Source organism: Serratia sp. GW822-FHT06D09, from assembly GCF_058799515.1.
Map to the genome: position 1 here is coordinate 47076 of NZ_JBXALO010000014.1, position 20045 is coordinate 67120.

Genomic DNA, 20045 nt, shown 5'->3' on the forward strand with positions numbered 1-20045 from the left:
TTGAACATACACTTGAGGAGAAAGCTTCACCCGTCATTTCAACTGTTCCCCCTTTTAGACTTTGGATTAAATCCTCACTTATCTACAAAGCTCAGAGCAATGCATCGCAGTATAAGTATTTTTGGTTTTTTTGACTTTTTATTGAAATACTGGTTTTTTATACATTGAAAATTAGCAGATCAGACACATCTAATATCTATCTATTCGAGGGGGTGACCAATGTCTGATATAAGTGCGGTGGATAATCACAAAGTGCGCATACTTAGTCTTAATGGTGGTGGTGCCAGAGGATTATTTACTATCAGCGTCCTTGCAGAGATTGAGAGAATACTCGCCAGCAAGAATTCTGAACAAGACATCAAAATTGGTGATTATTTTGATCTCATAACTGGAACATCAATAGGCGGGATACTGGCTCTCGGCCTTGCTACAGGCAAAAGCGCTCGCGAACTGGAAAAAGTGTTCAACGATAAAGCGAATGACATTTTTCCAACAAGGTGGTCCCTGACCAACTTGCTTAAGTCACTTTGTGCACCTATTTACAGTAGCTCTCCCCTCCGAGAAACCATTGAAACGATGATAGGTGCTGAAACCAAGTTCAATGATTTGTCCCGACGAGTTATGATCCCAGCAGTGAATCTTTCTACAGGAAAGCCTCAGTTTTTCAAAACACCGCATAACCCAGCTTTCACGCGCGACGGGCCGTTAAAATTGATTGATGCCGCACTCGCGACCTCCGCTGCTCCAACGTACTTTGCCCCACACTATTGCGAAGATCTACACTCGTATTTTGCTGATGGAGGTTTGGTTGCTAACAACCCAAGTTATATCGGGCTGCTGGAAGTATTCAGGGATATGAAATCTGACTTTAATGTTACTCACAAAGACATTCACATCCTCAATATTGGTACTGTCGGTGAAGAGTATTCACTTAGTCCTAAGCTACTGAGCAAAAAATGGTGGAACGGATACTGCCGCCTGTGGGGAATGGGTAAAAGACTTGTACTGACAACCATGACGGCTAACCAGCATCTTCATAAAAATATGCTTTTGCGTGAGCTTACGCTCAATGGCGCACTCGATAACTACACCTACTTAGATGAAGTTATTCCCAATGAAGCAGCCAGTGATATCACTCTGGATAATGCCACTGAGAGTTCACTGCAAAATTTAAGTGCAAGGGGAAAGCAACTCGCTAATACTCAGTTCGCTCAGAACCCGAAACTAAAAAACTTCTTCACTACACCAGCAAAACCCTTTAAGCGCACAATCGTGCCGGAGAAACTGTGATGCGTTGGGATTTTAACAATTACTACAGTCACAATGTGGATGGCTTAATCAGTAAGCTCAAACTGAGCAAGAGTGAATCAACGAAACTGAAAGAGCTACGACAAATAGTCCGTGAAAGAACGAGAGATGTGTTTAAGGAAGCCAGAGCGGTTGCTATCGATGTCAGAACGTACGCACTTAGTCTCGAGGGAGTGAGATTAGAACTGGCGCAAACTAATGTTCGCTACCTCTCTGGTGCTGATCAAGCGGAAGTCGCGCGACTTATTTTTGAAATGGATGATGAAGCCCGTGATGACTTCATCAAACTACAGCCCCGATTCTGGACTCAGGGAAGCTTTCAGTATGATACGTTAAACAGGCCTTTCCATCCAGGTCAAGAAATGGATATTGATGATGGCACTTACATGCCCATGACCGTCTTCGAATCCGAACCGCGCATTGGTCATACCCTGCTACTCCTTCTTGTAGACACTTCCCTGAAATCGTTAGAAGCCGAAAACGATGGATGGTGGTTTGAAGAAAAAAACACCTGTGGCCGTATCAAAATTCCTCGAGAGAAAACACACATCGATGTGCCGATGTATGCAATCCCGAAAGAACAATTCCAGAAAAAACAAACAGCAGCCGATTCTGCACACCTCATAAAGAGTGCTGATGCAATGTTTGAGTCTTTATCAGCGAACATAGATATGCGCGAGGCATACTTAGTAGAGTCTGACAAAGTCAATTTAGCACTACGTGATGGTGAAAGAAGGTGGTCGATCAGCGATCCTAAAATCGTTGAAGACTGGTTTAACGACAGTTGTAAGCGAATCGGCGGGCACCTCCGTTCAGTTTGCCGCTTTATGAAGGCCTGGAGGGATGCTCAATGGGACGTTGGGGGACCATCATCAATCAGTCTGATGACTGCAGTGGTAAACATCCTCGACAAAGAGGATCACAATGGTTCTGACCTCACAGGGACGATGAAACTCGTTGCAAAGTTACTGCCTGAAGAATTCTCTAATGGTTTAGAAAGCCCCGACGACACTGATGAAAAGTTACTATTCCCTGCTGAGTGCGATCATAACCTTCACCAAAGAACCATCGTTGAAACTATGAGAAGCTTGTATGGTATTTTCCTTGATGCTGAATGTGCAAGCAGTAGAGATGATGCATTACAAAAAATGAATGAAGCCTTTGGAGAGCGAGTAACCAATGCTTCGCTGATCACATCAATAACTGCGGCCCCTGCATTTCACGATGCTCCATCTAAGGAGCCTGCACCGACAAAAATTAACAAAACGATGGTAAGCGGCTGATGGAAGAAGGGCGTCTCCATAAAGTGATGATAGGCTGCGGGTATCGCTATACGCGAGCCCGCAATCTCCCTGAGAAAGCAATTCTATATAGTCAGAATCCCCGCAAGGGCTATTATACGAAAGAATACGAGACTGTAGCCGGTAACTTTAATGTTGCTTTAGTGCCCCACTCTGACCCTTTTACTGAATTACCAATAGCTTACATTTTTGAACTTCCCGAGCAGTTCAAAGACCGTCTTATGCCCCATGTAAGCCTTGAAGGGTTTCTATGTTACGTAGAACAAATGGAGGCAGACTGGGATTCCAATAACTTAGAGGAAACGTTTAGAGAAGTTGATGCACAAATACGCCGAACACTAGTTAACTCAGTATCAGCAACTGTAGAAGGGCTGAACGATAAGAGAGAATTGGAAGGTGAATTTGCTGCCTATTGGCGACCCAGCGATAGCCTGTTTATATTATCAAACGCAAACAGGGGGGCCAGACTTAAAACCCATCTGTCGCAATCACTTATGCCTGATGGTGCGACCAGACTGGAGTACATAACGGTCGAGGAGTCGTCACCGGAGGACATGGAAAGTGTTATTTCAAAATGGCTTAAGCAAAGGTATCTCCCCCGGAATTCGTTAAAAGAATACCTTATTAATACACACTACATTTCTGTAAACCCCAGCCGCCTTGCTGGCATGAAATGGCCCCCGGCCTCATTTCGAGACTTACTGGATTGGCTTGCAAAAGCGGATCACAATGCCAGAAATAGGGTCATCGACCACATCAAAGCGGAAGGAAAAAAAAGATACATTTTTCTCTTTGATATTTTTAACCAAGATATCTTCGCTATCTACATTGAGTTCTGCACAAACTCTATTGATTTTAGAAGACATAAAAGATCAGCCAAAAACTCAACGGTCAAACTAGCCAAAATATTGGGAGGAAAAAACGTTTGTATAACATATCAAAGACTGGGGATTGTTCGTGCGGACATTGAGACACTACTAAGTAGAAATTCCCAGCGGGAAGGAGCAGCAAACCTGTCGGAAAGGTGTATAGCTCTGGTTGGATGTGGAACAATTGGTGGGTATCTTGCGGAGTTATTACTTCGGAACGGGGCTGGACTTGGTAAAGGTTTCCTACACCTTTATGATGATGATTTATACAAACCCAGTAACTTTGGACGCCATACCTTATCATCGCATGATTTTGGATGGTCTAAATCCATTTCACTAGCGAGAAGACTCCAAGACTCTGTGCATTTAAAGACGAAGATTGTCGGATTTGAAAAACAGTTTTGCCTCAGCACGGATGTAATGCAGAAATACGACATTATTATTGATGCTACAGGTCGCCCACCAGTATCTAAGCGCATGGCGTCTTTAGTAAGGAATATTTCACCAGAACAAAGACCAATTATTATTCATGCATTCAATGATGGCAACGGACGGGCATCAAAAGTTTTCATCGATGATGGTCGTAGTTGTTATGGATGCATGATTTCTAATCCCGAAAAGTACCGCAACGGGATTGATTCTCGATTTTACCATCTCGATATATCAAGTGAGAAAAGCAAAAGCTGTGGTAGCACTTACACACCATACGATGCTGCGGTTAGTAGCATAACTGCATCTTTGGCACAAATGGCAGTGCTAAGTACTCTGGAACCAAAGATAAAATGGACTTACAGTGAACATGTACTTGAGGGGGGACGTTCGCTCAAACCTCAATTTTTGCCACGTCAATCTAATTGCCCTATTTGTAATGAACATAAATGAATTAGTGTTTGTTGATAATTTTGAAAATCATGTTGTTATCATGAGTGACGTCGTGCAGCTACTCAATTCATATCGACAAATACATTATGCCAGTACCGAGGCAGGAGGGGTTCTAATAGGAGAACGCAGAGGAAAGCACATTGTGATTACTCACATTTCAGAACCTGGTCAGGATGATATCAGGAGTCGTACTCAAATGGTGAGAAAAGGCAATCATCATCAACAAAAAGTTAACGAATTATTTGAAAATTCTGATGGCTTTCTTGTTTATTTAGGTGAATGGCATACCCATCCTGAGGATTTACCTCAGCCATCTAATATTGATATAAAGTCATGGCTAACAGGTTTGATTGCAACTGAACCTATGTTTATGTTGATTGTAGGACGGAAAGGAGTATGGCTGGGGAAGAAGTATGGTAACGATATAAAGCCTCTAAAAGAAAAGCCTACAGCCACCAGGATTAAAAGCTAGGCTACAATGATTAACCTAATTTTAGATCTTCAAATATATAAAGCATTTCACATAGCAAATTAATCAAAAAAAATAACTCAATGCATGTTCCATAGCAATAAAAATCATGACCGTGAAATTATAATTATATTAATTTATTTTTTAATAGATTAACACACTCCTTAAAGGATTGATGTCTACCTTTTTTTAATTATATTTCCTTTCAAGTGCACAAAACAAATAATGACCACTGACAAATGTGTTATTAACTGAATCCATAAGGCTAAATGCCTCATATTCCATATCAATAAATACATTTTTTGGTCCATTATTAATAGATACACCTACATTAGAAAGAGATTCTATCATTTTACGCTGATGTGTTTGATATTTATACTTCCCTGTTAAAGTTGAAATGTGAAAGTTTGCATCTTCAACAACACCCTTTATTTCATTTAAATGGTCAAGATATATTTGACTGTACATTAAATTTCCAGACTTGGATTCTGGGAAAATAACATTATACCACATATGTATATCTATTGTGTCCGGGGATATTTTCTTCCTCTTATTAATTTCTGAATTGACAAAATCTCTAAACATAGAGAAATGCGCAATGTGATTAGTGATGTTACTATTTCCTATGCCAGTAACATATGTTCTTAACGCAATAATCGCTCCACCAAGCACCGCAATTAATGTGACAAGCCATCCAAAGAATTGAGCGAGCGCAACAACACCGGTAATTTTAGTTGCAAAAAAGTCAATACATTTACTTTGCAAACAAAAATCTAATTTATTAAGATTTAGTCCATAAATCGTTCTGAAAAATGAAAAGCATAAGATCCCCACTAATATTAAACAGATTACAACCACAGCAATTATAAACTTATCCGTGCTGGATATTTTATTTTTCAACATCAGGCTTAACCTTATTCAATCTTATTCTAAATTCTTTTGCCAAAATGGAAAATGAGCTACTTCTATTAATAAGAGATATATTATGCCCTACCAATTGAAAATCTCTGAAATATTTTTCACTTTTATTAAACCCCTTTGAATAAAGATACTCCAACCGTTTTAGTTTTTTCTTGCACTCTTTGATATCCCTATAAGATGGCATTGGTCGCACCTTTCTGATTTTCCCCATAAATACAGAATGCTTTTCATGGCCAAGCCGTCCTAATTTATTAATTCTTCCCATACATCTATTATATTCAACCCTGTATGCCAGAGATGTCTTATTATTATTTTTTGATGAATTATTTATTAGATTGTGCAAAGAAGCACGAATCCGCTTTACCTCATCAGAAGGAAGTCTTGGTTTGCTGTGATCGATTCTCAGACCATGCACTAAAAGGGGCTTTGTAGAAATTTGATGAACACATGACTTATCAGGATTAATAGGCAGATCTTTTTCAGCAAGCATATCTTCAATATGCTTTCTTATTTGAGAAAAATCAAAATCATAAACTTTAGACGACACAGTTATATCATCGACCAGCCTCGTATATGTTAATCCCTTCCTTCTGGCTCTTCGACATACTTTAGTTTCAATATCATGCAGGCACAGTGAAGCAATATAGCTAGAGGTCAAGGCCCCCTGCACAATAAAATCTCCAGCACAACAAATATCGACAATATACTCATTAGCCTCTGACTTTATGCTAAAGAAATCATTGAAGATATCGCTAACTAAATCGCGGTGTATATTATCAAAAAAGTTTCTTATATCTATCTTAAGAATTGATTTCGCTGAACAATGTTGCTCAGCACAAGTAATATAATCCCTTTTTAAGGATTGCTCTTCATCATTGTCATTTGGTACTGATCCAAATAAAAAATCAGGCCACACAACAAGCTCACGAAATATTCTGGAGTTGATTCTTCGCTGTAATCTTTTCAATTTATGATGAGGCCGATAAACAACTCTCAAACTTCCATCAGCTTTAGGTTTTTCTAATTTAAAATATCTTTTATCTAATGGTATATTTCTAATTTCTTCCAGCTCAGGAAGTGAAAAGCCTAAAGTCTTAGAAAGTGCATTCAATGTTGAAATGCCAGAACTACTTTTATTAATTGGGATATCAGAAGGCATATTAAACCTCAGAGGCAAAGTTACTTACGGTCTCCCCATAATCAAGGGTGCAGAAAAACAGAGATGCATACACCAAACATTGCTAGCAACAGCCTCTGTGTTCTACGACCGTAAGTAATGCCCGACAGCTACGGCGCCAGCCGTCGATGGCGACGGTGGGGCCTCGGATCGAGTCTGGTAAACCAGACGCCTCCCTAAGGAAGCAAAGCTAGCAATTTGTATAACATGGTTGCAGCATTCAAAGCGAAGCGCTTGAGCTGTATGAACATTATCAGCGTTTACAGATAGAAACAATATCCGGCAGCACAAAATGCAGCAATATAGGTAACTTTTAATGTCATTTCCGTACAGTCCCAGCCAATGAAGTACCCATCATTGTGCCCTCCAGTTCGGTCCTGAAGGAATAGCATAATGTTCCTGAGGGAGCTACGTGGACAGCGAAATCGTGTACAGGAAGCAAACCAAGCCCTGCTGAACCAGTTTATAGTGTTGCAGGGGGCATTTTCGAATGCCCCCTCATTTGAGAAATTATTTACCAGTAAGGTTAGGCACTTATATGAAAATCATACGAAGTTTCATAGGGAAAGATTAGCGTGCTCTGATATCATTTGGCCCGATATAATCAAGCTCTACGTTCAACTTATCTCCAACCTTAACACGCAGTAGACCTTTTCTTTCTGTGTTGATTGCAGCTGCGATGCTTCCTAAAGGGAAGCCATCCTCAGCGAGGATGTAATTAACTCCATTCATTTGATGAAAATGAAGCGGTGTTCCAGGTTGAGGAACAGGAGCCTTCCAGTTGACTATACTTGTATATTTACGAAGCATCCATGTCTGGTCTTCTTCGGGGTTTATCTCTTTGGCAAAATCAACCCACATTGCGTGAGTTTCGGGTGTCGGCCAGTCTGCAAATTCACTCCAGTAACTCACAAGGTGTAGTGGCACACTAAATTATCCCCAGTCAGCCGTAACCAGGTAACACCTTCCTCTTCCTTTATCAGGGACTCAACTCATGCATATTTCAACTGTACCGGCCACGGTGCCGGTTTCGCCACGCCTGTCGCCCGTTCAGGTCTGGCAGCAACTGTTAACGTACCTACTGGAACATCATTACAGTCTTACGCTCAGCGACACACCATTCCATGATAATTCAGCCATCCAGGAACATATCGAGGCGGGTATCACACTTGCTGATGCGGTGAATTTCCTGGTGGAACGCTATGAACTGGTGCGCATCGACCGTAAAGGATTCACCTGGCAAGAGCAGACACCATTCCTGACCACTATCGATTTACTCAGAGCCAGGCGAGCTACCGGATTAGTGCACACATAAATAGAGCAAGTCTTTCTCCCTATCTCGCTTTATTTTTCTCATCAAAAAGGGGTGAAAAAACTTTTAGGCACCTGTATAGGCACCAAAGAAAAGTTGAATTAGAGATTACCTAAGTTATTTCAATGAATTACAACACCAATTCAGACTCCGCCAGCCGGTGACCCCAGATAGATCCGGTGGCAATAACGAAAAAGCCCGCAATTCACGTTGCGGGCTTTTTTGTGTCTGTAGCGCACCACTGGTCGTTAGTGATCCAGATAGAGATAATGCAGCCAGCTGGTCATGCGCAGCAGGACTTTGCGCATGATGGAAAGATGCTCAAAGTGCTCGGTGTAGACCGCAGCCTGTGCGGTAACCCCATCGGGCAATTTGTCCAGCGCGGGAACAGGGTCTAAATCGATCATCACGTAAACACCCTCCTGCTGAGCGCCAACGTTTAGCCCTTGCATAACACCACTGGCCTGATAGCTGCCGTCGGGGACGACCGGCAGCACCCGCGTGACCGAGCCGCCATAGATTTTCCCCGGCAAGCCGTTAAATACCACCTCGGCTTTATCGCCCTGGGTTAAACGCAGGATCGAGTTTTGACGGAATACCGCCACCACCTGCCGTTTTTGCTGCGGAATAAAAATCATCACCGGCTTGAACGGCAAGCGCACTGCGGTGGTGCCAGGCCGAGCCAGCACCTGGGTAACATAACCCTCGCTGGGTGCTCGAATGGTCGTTTGTTCCAAATTGTAGGTCGCTTCCGCAATCTGTGATTTCAGGCTGGCAATGCGGGCGTCCTCACCATTGTAGTGGCCCGAAAGCCGCTCCTGCGCCTGCTGATGCTGAGCTTTGGCAGCCTGCAGCGCTGCAGATTGCGCTTGATACTGCTGCCGGGCATGACTGATGTCTTGTTCCGAGAAAGGGTTAACTGCCATTGCCGCGCCTTTGGCGTAACGCTGATAATCCTGGCGCGTGCGTTCATACTCGGCATAAACCCGCTGTACATTGGCCGAGGACTCATTTAGCGTAGCCTGTCGTGTTCTTACATCCGCCTGCGCGCTGGCAAGATCTGCCTGCAGCTTGTTCAGCCGGGCACGGTAGCGGGTATCATCCAGGCGAAACAGCACATCGCCCTTATGCAATAGCACATTGGTCTTATCCGTAACCTCGACAATCACTCCCGATACCTGGGGAACAATGGGCACCGAAACAGCGATTTTCTGCGCCCGGTAGGTATAAGGATGGTTGTAATTCATCCCCAGAATCAAAGCTCCTACGATAAAAATGCCGCCCAATACTGCGGTCGGCACGGTCCATTTATTGATGGGGATACGGAACAGTTTGAAAACGCCGTAGCTCAGCGCTACGTAGCTGAGAATAATTAAGAGATCCATACCCTTTCAACACCCTTTATTGGACGACGAGCTTTCATCTGCAACGGGCATCTGCATTCGCTGTAACTCGCTTTGTAACTGATGAATTCGCGCTTGCAGCACTTCAGGGTGTTCGGCTTTCTCGCTCATGCCCCATCCCCGCTCTGGCCGATATAACGTCGCCCAAATCCACAGCAGTGGCCAAATAGCATGCAGGGTAAACAGGCTGACCCAGCCTGCCACGTGAATGGCATCCTGATGGGGATGTTGCCGTTTTTTGGCCAGCAAATAAGGAATGTCGTGAATAATTATCACGCCGTAAAATAAAATCAAAAACACGGCGATCAATACGCCTAAAGCAAAATAATCTAGAAACATGCTACACCCTGGCTGGTAACGCTAAATAACACATTGAGGCTTATGTTGTCTTATACTCTTTGATATCTTTGGCAATGATATCAATGGCATTTTTAACATCGTCTACGGTGAGTTTTGCCTTTTCATTATTCAAATTATTTCCGGACGCTTTGCGCACCACTTTGATAACCGGCTGATTAGTCGAAGCATCGATAAACTCGCCTTCCATATACACAGAGCTCTCCATGGTGCGGTGACCGGTTACGCTCTGTGTTGCCGCCACCAGTAGCGTGATTGGCAATACCTCATACACCTGAAGCCCTTTTTTATGGGTATCGATAGCCGTTATAGCCCCTCGGAAAATAAGCGTATTTTCACGTGGCACATCTTCTAAGATAAAATGGGATGCCATAGACTGCTTAAACTGCTGGTTGGTGTAGTTTAGGATATTATCAAGTGCGCGCTGGCTTACCATCTCAGTGGGTTTCGGACGCGGGAAATAGATCATCGGCTGATAAACCAAATATTTATATTTAGAATAGTCAACGTTAGTTTGTTTCCAATATAAAACGTCCTTACCGGAGGCCGATTTCCCCTGGGTAATATCATTGTAATTATTCAGGAACGTAGAATACTTTTCTTTTTCGGTGACCTTGGATGAACAAGCGGCCAGAATGAATACCAAGGGCAAAATGGCCGCACGTTTTTTTCTCATCATAGCTTCCAATATTAATTTAATAAGCAATAAATAATTAATCGAAATAGTACCCGCTAGTGACTGATAAGTCATATGACAATACAGGCAAAAATGTATATCATTTTTGATATACAAAATCAGACTGGCGCGTAGAGTGAAATCAAAAGACTTCAAGATCGACGAACTCAGGATCGTTCGCTGCATTGCCGAAACGGCCAGCGTCAGCAAGGCCGCTCAGCGGCTAGACATGCCACAGTCAAATGTGTCGCGCACCCTGACGGCGCTGGAGCGCCGGCTTGGCCTGGAGATCTTCTTACGCACCCCGCGCAGCTTGTCGCTAACCGAGTTTGGCGAACAATTTTTACGCCGAGCCACTCAGCTGTTAGATGAGCATAACGATCTGCTCGATATATCAGGTACCTATAAACGCAGTCTGAATGGCATGGTGACGCTGGGCGCACCTATTGGTATCCATTCATTCCTGACCCGTTATCTGCTGCCGCCGCTGTTACGCGAATCGCCGGAGCTGATCGTCGATTTGGTTACCCGCAATCCGGATGAACGTGAGAAGAAGTACGGTGCGGTATTCGACAGTGACTGCGATCTGTTGATCAGTTTCTTCCAGCCGCAAAATGAAAGCCTGATCGCCAGGCCCCTGACCCGTTTTCGCGTCGGGTTATTTGCCTCACCGGACTATATCGCGAACGCCCCTCTTGTCGAGCCAGAGGAGCTGACTGCGCATCGCTGCATTACCTTGCGGGTGCTGGGAGGGAGCCACAATACCTGGAGCTGTTATAGTTCTCAGGGCCAATTGATGCAGGTAGCAGTCACCGGCAGCAGCATATGCGACAATATTCTGCCGGCCATCGAGCTGGCAAAACAGGGGCTTGGCATCGTCTATGCCCCTTATTACTCCGTCGCTTCTGCGCTGGAATCGGGGTCACTGATGCCTTGTATTGAACGTGAGCGCTGTATCGATATGCAAGCCTTTCTTATTTATCGCCAGCGTGGGGTGTTACCCCACAGGGTTCAGGTGATGATGGACAGCATCATGCATAATATGAAACTGCATGAGCAGCGCCTGATTTAGCGATAACGGCCACAAACACTAAAAGCAAAACCCCGCCGAAGCGAGGTGATGCTGTTCGTCTTTCCGAACCGTCGACAGTTACTCGTTTACCGGTCTTTCCCGATCGTCACTTCGCTCGCAACCTGGTCGCGTCGCCAGAGCAGACAGGCACGCAAGCCCTGAAGGCGGCACAGGCTTACGAACATGTAGCTTAAAATCGGTATCCACCGCCCAGTAAAGCCTGGCTGGAGATATCTTTATCCACCATTGGGCTATCGGTGATTTCACTGCTCAGCTGCACGGCACGCACTGACGCCAAGGCATACCAATGTTCGTTAAACTGGTAGTTGGCGCTCAGCTCCACATAAGGGCTCCAGCTCTCTCCGGCCGAATACGTTGAGAAACCGCTGCTTTTTGCCTCCGCATGGCCAATGCCATAGTAGTAATCGTTCTGGTTACCGTTGTTGTAGACCGCGCCAATACCGGGAACAAGGCGTAGCTTGCCCGCCTTGATTGGATACAAAAAGGCCACGTCCCCTACCACACCGTTACTGTTATCAAGGGTATCACCAGCCAGCGAGGCGCGAATAACCCCCCATTTCTCTTTATGGGTGAAGGCCATCCCGGCCATTACTGTGCCATCGCGCTTATCCAGCTTTTTCATTTGGCTGTTATTGCTATCATCCGGATCAAAACCCAGGGGGGAATAATAGGTGATGATCGAAATCTGATCCTTTGGCATATTCAGCAGATAATACCCCGCCGCCAAAGAGTGAATATAAAAGTTCCCTTTCTCATAGTTTAACGTGGGCAATCCCTGGGTTTTAGCATCGGTATCAACATAACCATAATCATTCACCATCGCAGCTGCCCCTAAGGACCAGCTCGCTGCAACTGAAAAAGGCGAATAAATAAGGTAAGCGAAAATTAGCGAAAGAGAAATACTAAACTTACTCCCCCTAATGCGAGGAGTTAGAAAATCTGAGCACGGTTTCATTATTATCATCCATAGTGGGAGCATCAAACGCCGTGCATACTACTCCACCAGGGTAATTGTCTGATAGCGGCTTAAGTGTCCAAAAATGCACACCAGGCAACAAATTGATTTTTAATTATATTCACCCTATTTTACCATTCACAGCCCGCCACCACCCACCAGACAGAGCTGCATAATTGCATAGCTACAAGGCATAATATAGTATGCGGAAAAATTCGACCCTGGCTTCACCGTAATAAATTTACGCCCCTGGAACATGACATTATGGAAACAGACGTTCTCTTCACTCTTGGGAAAAGAAACTCAGCCACTTTATTTAATAAAGATGATAAGCCGATAGAGCATATCTTGGCGATTAAGCACGCCTTAATGCCCTATGGTAAAAAATGTTCTTTTCCAGCGGGCAAAAAAATTCGCTTATTTCACAATGGCATTCGGCATTGGTTCTTGCTCCAGTCCGGTGAAATGTCCGCATGCCGCGACAGTGATGGTTTGAAAATAGCCAACTTTAGAGAACCCTCGCTCGCCGGTATCGCGGAAACCTTCTTCCCTAAAGAGTTGATATTTTTCCTGGCCGAATCACCGGTTGAACTGGTGATGTACCAGGAAAGTGATGTGCTGGAAACGCTGGCACGGGAAAACCTTTGGCAAAACTTAGTGCATATACAAGCCTATGTCATCCAAGTTCTGAGCATCCGCGACAGGTTATTGTCAGGCAACGATGCCTACGAGGTTGTCTGCAATCACTTGCTGATGCTAATGAATGAAAAAGAAGCCTTTCGCTTATCCACTACGGTCCCACGCTATATTCAGCAACGAACGCAGCTCTCGCGCAGTGGCATCATGAAAATATTATCTGACCTGCGCAAGGGAGATTATATTACCGTCGAAAAAGGTATTTTGCTGGCGGTTAACCGGCTGCCAAAGCGTTATTAACTGGCTATCAGAGCCAGTTAATCCTCTTACAGATCCCGCGTATACACTCGCGAAGCCTCGCCCCAGGGATGGTAACCCAACCCATTAAAGGCAAACCCCTGTTTCTCGTAGTAGCCTTCCAGATCGGTACACAAATGCAACTGTGGGAAACCCAGCTGGTGAGCCTCATCCGCTACATGGTTAATCAACAACCTGCCGTAACCGCGGTTACGGTGGGCCTCCTCCACATACAGCGCGCACAGCCATGGATAGAGTTCACCGCGGCTAATGAAATCATTGGTGATTAATCCTGCGCCCCCCAGGATCTGACTGTTATCCACCAGCAAATACCACTGCGGCAATGGATTAGCCGCACCGATGCAACGAGTGATGGCATCCTCATACATCATCAGCGTTTCTTCCGAAGCCCATTGCTGTTGGAAATAACCGATCGCTTGCTGTTTAAACTCGGGGGACTGACGCACCGAAATAATCTTCATATCTTTTCCTGAGGTGATTTTTCATTCTTTTTCTGGCGTAAAATTATGCGGTAACCCGTGGAGGTTAGCACGACCTTTATCATGGAAATCAGCAGGGTGGGCAGATAATATGGCGACGCTGCCCCTTAACCGGCAGCGATTTCACCAAAACAGGAGTCATTATGACGCAAAATATTTATGACAATCAGGCCTTCTTCGACGGCTATGCCCAGCTCAGCCGCTCGGTTAACGGGCTGGACGGCGCACCGGAATGGCCGACTATCCGCAGCATACTGCCGGATTTGCACGGCAAGCGCGTAGTCGATCTCGGGTGCGGCTACGGGTGGTTCTGCCGCAGCGCTCGTGAACAAGGCGCCGTAAGCTTACTGGGGTTGGACGTCTCAGAAAAAATGCTCGGTAAAGCGCAGTCGATGACCCAGGATGCCGGCATTGAATACCGCCAGCAGGATCTGGAGCAGCTTCAGTTGCCGCAGGCGTCTTTTGATATCGCCTACAGCTCACTGACGCTGCACTACATCGAAGATCTGGCACGGTTGTTCGCCACGGTTTATCAGGCGCTGGCGGCTGGCGGGCAGTTTATCTTCACCGCCGAGCACCCCATTTATACCGCACCACAGCATCAGGGATGGTGGGTCGATCAAAACGGGCAGAAGTCGTGGCCGGTTAACGGCTATCAGCAGGAAGGTCAGCGGATTTCAAATTGGTTGGCAGATGGGGTCATCAAGCAGCACCGCACGCTTGGCAGCTACGTAAACTTGCTGATCCGGCAAGGCTTCGTTATTAGCTATCTGAACGAATGGGGCCCTTCGGCTCAACAAATCGCAGAAAACCCGGCGCTGGACGAAGAAAAAGAGCGCCCAATGATATTTATTCTCGCCGCTCATAAACCTGCTTAATGCTTCTTTTCCGCAATAAATCCTGAACACATCCAATATTGGGGAGGCTGCCTCCCCCCAATGGCTTAGGCCGCGGTTGCAGGCATCGGCGCCGCTATCACGTTCTACTCGCCGATCGGCAAATAGCCCTGCCACAGCGGTTGCGCCGCTTTACCCTGCGCATTGGCCTGCAAATGAACATGGTAACCCTGCAGTGACTGCAACAGCAGGCAATCATCCACCTCTGCCAGATCATCCTTATGCTGCTTGAAGCTGCCGGTCAGTAGCGTCTGCTTGGCTTTTTCTTTGGCTTCATCCGCACTGTGCGCGACAAACAGGCCAAACTCGTGCAGCTCAGCCAACTCGTCACTGCGGTAACCGCCCACGTTAACGAAGAACAGCTTCTCCGGCCCGACGAACGGCTCTGCCTTCAGCGCCACGTCATAGCCATCCGCCCATTCAATACGCGAATAGCCATCAACATGCACCTTGTTCTTATCGCCAAACCATTTCTCGCGCAGCAAGGGATAAGCCTGTTCTGGCCGCTCCGCTGCAACGAATTGTACGTCGTGCAATTCGATATTGGCACCCGGTGCGGTGCCGCCCACATAGAACATCAATAATCCCGGCATTAGATTGCTATCCCGCTGTTTTAATAATCGTTATGTAATATATTATATAGCGATTATTATGCAACCAGCGCTGCCACAAAGAGCGAGTTCGCTATTGGGGGGAAAGCTTATCAGCATGGATTACGCGCAAAGACCGCAGGTTCCGGCCAACGCAGTGGTAGCAACTTTGGCATGTGCTGAGCAGCGGGACGTGGTTACGCCCCGCTAGGTTTCAGGCGCGTATATCCTGATATTCTGGCGTGGTGTCGAATTCGTGTTTGGCGAACGGGCATAACGGAATGATTTTGCGGTTTTCCGCGCGCATTTTGGCAACCACCAGCGCCACCAACTTTTTACCTACCCCCTGGCCTTTTAGCACTTCGTCAACCCAGGTGTGATCAATGATGGTTAATTTGTCGCCGCTGGGCACAAAAGATATCTCGGCAATCATCTTCCCCTGCTGATCGTTTATATAGAAACGCTTTTCATCTTCCAAAAATTTAAGATCCATAGAATTTATTCCTATAAAAAAGTGCGTAACTCTCGGTTGTCGCTACAACAAAGCCAATATTAGTCTACTCTTTAATCAGTAACACAACATAATTGTGACAGTGGCTGAGGAGTTCAAAATGGGTGAAAGCTCAAAAGACGGCGTTATTCTGCTATCCCGAATATTGTTGATGATCCTGTTTATCATATTTGGCTGGATGAAGCTGGTTGGCTTTGGTGCAACCGTCACGGCAATGGAAGGGTATGGTACGCCCATGCCTTATTTAGCGGCGATTATCGCCGTGGTGGTGGAGTTCTTTTTCGGCATTGCGCTTATTCTTGGGTTATTTACTCGCCCTATCGCGGTTATTTTTGCCCTTTACGTACTCGGCACCGCGTTTATCGGCCACCCATTCTGGAAAATGACCGGCATGGAAATGATGGGCAATGAAATAAACTTCTTCAAAAACATCAGCATTATTGGCGGGCTGTTGCTGCTGGCGGTCACCGGCGCCGGACGTTATTCGCTGGATTATAAATTCTTCAATAAATAACCCCCACCAGCCGGTGGCCCCGCTACCGGCTGGCCTTCTGTTGCCCGTTTATCGACTGCGTTTGGCGTGACGTTCGAAGTTATCGGCTTTCGCCTGTGCAGATTTGCGCAACGTCACGTAACAGGCACCTTCACCACCATCGCGCGGCAACGCCCGACAAAAAGCCTGCACCTGCTCAAACTGGGCCAGCCACTTGGCGACATAGCTGCGGATCACGTTGGCGTGGCTTTCATCATCTCGCCCACGGCCGTGAACGATCAGCAGCGAACGCAGACTTTGCTTTTCCGCCTGTACAATAAAGCGGAACAGAGCTTGCCGACAGGCCTCCACCGGCTGTTTCAACAGGTTCAGACTGGCCTGTGGCGGGTAGCGGCCATGGCTCAGCTTGTCGAGCACGCCCTGTTGAATGCCCTCGCCTTTATATTCCAACGGTTGCTCACAGGGGATCAGTTCGAGAAAGCCGGTACTGAGAAAGTTTTCCTGCTGCAGCGCCTGCGCTTCACGGCGCGCGCGCTTATCCATGGTCTCCTGCGGCTTCAAGTACAACGTCTCGGGGCCGCGGGATAACGGAATGACATCCGCCATCGCCTGTTCAAAAAAATCTTTGTCTTGGTTGCTCATCTCAAAGCCACTCTTGGACACTAAGCCTTTCATGCCGGAATAAGCCTGATTGTAAGACCCACAGCTCCGGTTGCAAGCCGGGAATTTTCCGCAATCGTCGTCAACGGGTGAGGTTCTGTGCAGTTTTCGTTATACTGCAAAACCATTATTGAGTGCCGCAAAGGATCGATCCCATGAAAATGCGCGAGCTGGAAACCCAGTTTCAAAATGCCATGAGTGAGTTGCAGGCCAGCTTCGAAAAGCAGCACCGTGAATGGCAGCACAGCTATCAGGCCCTGCAGCAGTTGCTGGAAGAGGCTAAACAGCGCGAAGTCGCACTGCGTATGCAGAACGAACAGTTGGTACGCAAGCTGAGCACCGCCAGTTCAGTGCCGGAGCAGCACGCATTGGTGAAGCAAATTAAAATGCTGGGCGCCCATCTGGACGCACTGGCCAAAGATGCCGCCAGCTTCAACCACCACCTGCGCAATCAGCAGCGGGCAGCCGACAATTTCAGCGGCGAACAGCGTTGACACCGGGCGCTGTCCTGCAGCGCCTCCTGCCAAATACTGGCGTTCCGAGAGTGTAATAAATCATAAATGACCTGGATCATCATCGCTGCCCTGATCGTTGTATTTATTATTGGTTACCGCATTCTAACTTCCGATACCCGCAAAGCCATTGACTCTCTGGCCCACCTGTTGAAAGTGAAACCTATGCTGATTGAATCGATGATTCAGGAGATGGGGAGCCGCAACAGCCAGACCTTTATCCGCATGCTGAATAACGGTTACACCGAAGAGATGCACCAGGCGGCCTATTTGCTGTTTATCTATCTGACCTTTATCAAACAGGCAGACGACCACCAGATTGCCCTGTGGCGGGAAACCCTGCTGCGTGCCGGTCTGTCGCCAGAGTTACATGCCGAGCACACCGAAGCAGCGCTGTTTTATTTTGCCGATCTGGATATCGATGCTTTCGAGCTGGCACAGTTCCGCCGCGCCTACAACGAGCGTTTTAACCAGGAAGCCATTGCCAATTGGTGAAGATGTCCCCCGCAGGCGGGGGATGCATTACAGAAACATGCTGTAGATATAGCGCGAAAGCGCGTCACGCGAGCTGAAACCGTGGGGAATGCCATAACGCGCACTCGGGGTATCGCTGCTTAAATCCAGGGGAAACTCAAGGTACTGATCGCTGGTGCGTATCGGCGAGGTCGGCGTGGCGAAATGCACGCTTTTCTCTTTCAGCGCCGGGTGGATCACCAACGCGGTTCTGCCCATCCGCGCTTCACGATTCACATACACGTAGTGCTCACCCTTGCGGTAACCATAGGCTTGATCGGTGACATAATCACGCTCAAACCCCGTACTCTCCAACACTCTAGCCACTTCATCCGGCCGTAAATACATCGATTTCTCCTCTCGTTCTGGACCGCTGAGCGACCTTACCGTAATCATGAGATGAAACAATAAATTTTTCGGTATGGATGTGGGTTTAGGAATATTCCTTAACCAGGTATTTTGCCGTTTTTGCAACAGCAGGCGCAGCGTCAACATCACGCCCGGAAACACCCTCAGTACCGTAAAATCAAGAGATTGACGGCACGCCCGTACGGCTCATCAACAGCATTTAGCATAGCCCCGATCCAAACCCGGCAAGGGATAACAAAGTATTATTTAAAGCCGCTGTTGTTGCCTGCGCCATTCACTTGGGCTCACACCCTGAATGCGCAAGAATTCGCGGTTAAAATTCGATTTGGTAGTGAATCCGGCCTTTTGCATAATATCAGTCACCGGCTCATCACCGGCGAGCAACCACTGCGCCGCCTGACGAATACGCAGTTGATTCACATATTGCGACACATTCATTCCCGTATGCCGATTGATAGCCTGCGAAACCCGTCGCGCCGGCAAGCCCACCTTGCGCGCCAGCCGGGCCAGGTTCAGCTCAGGCTCCAGGTAGAAGTCATCTTGCAGCAGCCGTTGTTGCACCCGCTCAAACCACTCGGCCAGTTGATCCTCATCTTCCCCCCCGCTATCCGCCGTTTCCGATATGACCTCAACCGGGCTTTCCGCAGGTCGGCTGCGCGACAGCACCAAGCATAGGCTCAACGCCACCAACAGATTATCGATCGTTGCCAGCCAACCGGCGTGCCGCCCGTCAAACAGGGAAAAGTCGAGCGCAATCACCCCTTCGGCTACCGCCACCATGATCAGCAAGCCCCCCACACCGCGCCACAGTCGATAGCTCAGCCAACTTTCCGCCAGCGCCACCTGCGGCAAAGCATTTCACCGCGCCGCAACGCATACAGCAATGCGGCTCCATACCCCAGATAACCCCCGACAATCATGGCATCCAGCAAAAAGGGCGCCGTCAGGCTGGCCAACAGCGTCAGGCACAGCGGCATCAGATGCCACAGTTCGCGCCGCCGCAAACGGCCCTGAGTACTCACCAAAAACGCGACATAAGCCAGTGAAGGGATCGCCATCGCGCCGAACGGTTGCAGCCGATTGAATTGCGTTATGCCGTAGCCATAACGGATACCCACCAGCAGGCTTTGCCACGCGCACAGCAACAACAATAGCTGAAAGACCCAGCGCCGCGCCGTTGGACGACCGAGGCGATACAGCAGCCCCAGGCACAGCAGACCGAACAGAAATGTGAGAGGAATAAGCGGCATCATCAAGGTCTTGTCGTTTGCACACGGAATCAACAGTGTACTGTTAAAACAATCATTTAACGACCCGGATCGCGATCGAGGTCGCCGGATGGCGC

General features: G+C 47.0%; 23 protein-coding genes and 1 pseudogene. 11 read left to right on the plus strand and 13 right to left on the minus strand.

Annotated elements, in window-relative coordinates; all coding sequences use genetic code 11:
• The first annotated feature begins 219 nt into the window (after positions 1 to 219).
• The 4 genes from AC1RKG_RS23065 to cap3 are packed head-to-tail and all read left to right on the plus strand — an operon-like array spanning position 220 to position 4832.
• Positions 220 to 1290 carry a CBASS cGAMP-activated phospholipase gene (locus AC1RKG_RS23065; protein WP_493183757.1) on the plus strand — a complete coding sequence of 357 codons (1071 nt, stop codon included), beginning with the start codon at positions 220 to 222 and terminating at the stop codon, positions 1288 to 1290.
• Complete coding sequence (locus AC1RKG_RS23070; RefSeq protein WP_493183776.1) at positions 1290 to 2591, plus strand: CBASS cGAMP synthase; 1302 nt, start codon at positions 1290 to 1292, stop codon at positions 2589 to 2591. Before AC1RKG_RS23065 ends, AC1RKG_RS23070 begins: the two co-directional genes overlap by 1 nt.
• Positions 2591 to 4360: an E2/UBC family protein gene (locus tag AC1RKG_RS23075; RefSeq protein WP_493183758.1), complete on the plus strand. Its 1770-nt coding sequence runs from the start codon at positions 2591 to 2593 to the stop codon at positions 4358 to 4360. Before AC1RKG_RS23070 ends, AC1RKG_RS23075 begins: the two co-directional genes overlap by 1 nt.
• 40 nt (positions 4361 to 4400) lie before the next feature.
• Entirely contained in the window at positions 4401 to 4832 is a 432-nt protein-coding gene (cap3, locus tag AC1RKG_RS23080; RefSeq protein WP_493183759.1) for a CBASS system CD-NTase/cGAS isopeptidase Cap3, read from the plus strand.
• Positions 4833 to 5018: 186 nt separating this feature from the next.
• Here cap3 and AC1RKG_RS23085 read toward each other — a convergent pair whose 3' ends face one another.
• The 3 genes from AC1RKG_RS23085 to AC1RKG_RS23095 form a co-directional block, all read right to left on the minus strand.
• Entirely contained in the window at positions 5019 to 5732 is a 714-nt protein-coding gene (locus AC1RKG_RS23085; RefSeq protein WP_493183760.1) for a retron Ec48 family effector membrane protein, read from the minus strand.
• On the minus strand, positions 5719 to 6909 hold the full coding sequence (locus tag AC1RKG_RS23090; protein WP_493183761.1) for a reverse transcriptase family protein: 1191 nt from the start codon (positions 6907 to 6909) through the stop codon (positions 5719 to 5721). Before AC1RKG_RS23090 ends, AC1RKG_RS23085 begins: the two co-directional genes overlap by 14 nt.
• 588 nt (positions 6910 to 7497) lie before the next feature.
• A complete protein-coding gene (locus AC1RKG_RS23095; protein WP_493183762.1) occupies positions 7498 to 7854 on the minus strand; it encodes a hypothetical protein in 357 nt (118 codons plus the stop codon).
• 67 nt (positions 7855 to 7921) lie between these two features.
• On the opposite strand from AC1RKG_RS23095, the gene AC1RKG_RS23100 reads away from it, so the two are divergent.
• Positions 7922 to 8242: a TA system toxin CbtA family protein gene (locus tag AC1RKG_RS23100; protein ID WP_493183763.1), complete on the plus strand. Its 321-nt coding sequence runs from the start codon at positions 7922 to 7924 to the stop codon at positions 8240 to 8242.
• A gap of 245 nt (positions 8243 to 8487) precedes the next feature.
• Here AC1RKG_RS23100 and AC1RKG_RS23105 read toward each other — a convergent pair whose 3' ends face one another.
• Genes AC1RKG_RS23105 through AC1RKG_RS23115 form a run of 3 tightly spaced genes read right to left on the minus strand, consistent with a single transcriptional unit; the run spans position 8488 to position 10675 of the window.
• Positions 8488 to 9624, minus strand: a complete 1137-nt coding sequence (locus tag AC1RKG_RS23105) for an HlyD family secretion protein (RefSeq protein ID WP_122080054.1) — start codon at positions 9622 to 9624, stop codon at positions 8488 to 8490.
• A gap of 6 nt (positions 9625 to 9630) precedes the next feature.
• On the minus strand, positions 9631 to 9981 hold the full coding sequence (locus AC1RKG_RS23110; protein ID WP_046372809.1) for a DUF3302 domain-containing protein: 351 nt from the start codon (positions 9979 to 9981) through the stop codon (positions 9631 to 9633).
• A 40-nt stretch (positions 9982 to 10021) separates the two neighbouring features.
• Positions 10022 to 10675: a DUF3313 domain-containing protein gene (locus AC1RKG_RS23115; protein WP_115058173.1), complete on the minus strand. Its 654-nt coding sequence runs from the start codon at positions 10673 to 10675 to the stop codon at positions 10022 to 10024.
• Between the two features lie 136 nt (positions 10676 to 10811).
• On the opposite strand from AC1RKG_RS23115, the gene AC1RKG_RS23120 reads away from it, so the two are divergent.
• A complete protein-coding gene (locus AC1RKG_RS23120; protein ID WP_020828278.1) occupies positions 10812 to 11747 on the plus strand; it encodes a LysR family transcriptional regulator in 936 nt (311 codons plus the stop codon).
• A gap of 190 nt (positions 11748 to 11937) precedes the next feature.
• Here AC1RKG_RS23120 and AC1RKG_RS23125 read toward each other — a convergent pair whose 3' ends face one another.
• A complete protein-coding gene (locus AC1RKG_RS23125) occupies positions 11938 to 12723 on the minus strand; it encodes a MipA/OmpV family protein (protein WP_052730602.1) in 786 nt (261 codons plus the stop codon).
• 264 nt (positions 12724 to 12987) lie between these two features.
• Here AC1RKG_RS23125 and AC1RKG_RS23130 point away from each other — a divergent pair, with 264 nt between their 5' ends.
• Positions 12988 to 13659 carry a winged helix-turn-helix transcriptional regulator gene (locus AC1RKG_RS23130; protein ID WP_046372807.1) on the plus strand — a complete coding sequence of 224 codons (672 nt, stop codon included), beginning with the start codon at positions 12988 to 12990 and terminating at the stop codon, positions 13657 to 13659.
• 26 nt (positions 13660 to 13685) lie between these two features.
• Here the strand turns inward: AC1RKG_RS23130 and AC1RKG_RS23135 are convergent, their stop codons facing one another.
• Positions 13686 to 14138, minus strand: a complete 453-nt coding sequence (locus AC1RKG_RS23135; RefSeq protein WP_493183764.1) for a GNAT family N-acetyltransferase — start codon at positions 14136 to 14138, stop codon at positions 13686 to 13688.
• A gap of 161 nt (positions 14139 to 14299) precedes the next feature.
• Here AC1RKG_RS23135 and AC1RKG_RS23140 point away from each other — a divergent pair, with 161 nt between their 5' ends.
• Positions 14300 to 15034 (plus strand): class I SAM-dependent methyltransferase, encoded by a 735-nt coding sequence (locus AC1RKG_RS23140; RefSeq protein WP_493183765.1) that lies wholly within the window; start codon positions 14300 to 14302, stop codon positions 15032 to 15034.
• A gap of 104 nt (positions 15035 to 15138) precedes the next feature.
• On the opposite strand, the gene AC1RKG_RS23145 is transcribed toward AC1RKG_RS23140, so the two are convergent.
• Entirely contained in the window at positions 15139 to 15645 is a 507-nt protein-coding gene (locus AC1RKG_RS23145; protein WP_041414871.1) for a DUF1543 domain-containing protein, read from the minus strand.
• A 211-nt stretch (positions 15646 to 15856) separates the two neighbouring features.
• Complete coding sequence (locus AC1RKG_RS23150) at positions 15857 to 16135, minus strand: GNAT family N-acetyltransferase (protein WP_020828284.1); 279 nt, start codon at positions 16133 to 16135, stop codon at positions 15857 to 15859.
• A 118-nt stretch (positions 16136 to 16253) separates the two neighbouring features.
• Here AC1RKG_RS23150 and AC1RKG_RS23155 point away from each other — a divergent pair, with 118 nt between their 5' ends.
• Positions 16254 to 16667 carry a DoxX family protein gene (locus AC1RKG_RS23155; RefSeq protein WP_020828285.1) on the plus strand — a complete coding sequence of 138 codons (414 nt, stop codon included), beginning with the start codon at positions 16254 to 16256 and terminating at the stop codon, positions 16665 to 16667.
• A gap of 48 nt (positions 16668 to 16715) precedes the next feature.
• Here AC1RKG_RS23155 and smrA read toward each other — a convergent pair whose 3' ends face one another.
• Positions 16716 to 17288, minus strand: coding sequence for a DNA endonuclease SmrA (smrA, locus tag AC1RKG_RS23160; RefSeq protein WP_041415633.1), 573 nt, complete (start codon positions 17286 to 17288; stop codon positions 16716 to 16718).
• 173 nt (positions 17289 to 17461) lie between these two features.
• On the opposite strand from smrA, the gene AC1RKG_RS23165 reads away from it, so the two are divergent.
• Positions 17462 to 17800, plus strand: coding sequence for an MbeD/MobD family mobilization/exclusion family protein (locus AC1RKG_RS23165; protein ID WP_020828287.1), 339 nt, complete (start codon positions 17462 to 17464; stop codon positions 17798 to 17800).
• Between the two features lie 66 nt (positions 17801 to 17866).
• The gene (locus AC1RKG_RS23170; RefSeq protein WP_020828288.1) at positions 17867 to 18313 is read left to right on the plus strand and encodes a DUF1198 family protein; all 447 of its coding nucleotides are present in this window, start codon (positions 17867 to 17869) and stop codon (positions 18311 to 18313) included.
• A 27-nt stretch (positions 18314 to 18340) separates the two neighbouring features.
• Here the strand turns inward: AC1RKG_RS23170 and AC1RKG_RS23175 are convergent, their stop codons facing one another.
• Positions 18341 to 18679: a DUF2002 family protein gene (locus AC1RKG_RS23175; protein ID WP_048761078.1), complete on the minus strand. Its 339-nt coding sequence runs from the start codon at positions 18677 to 18679 to the stop codon at positions 18341 to 18343.
• A gap of 267 nt (positions 18680 to 18946) precedes the next feature.
• A pseudogene (locus AC1RKG_RS23180) lies at positions 18947 to 19950 on the minus strand (helix-turn-helix domain-containing protein).
• Between the last annotated feature and the right edge of the window lie 95 nt (positions 19951 to 20045).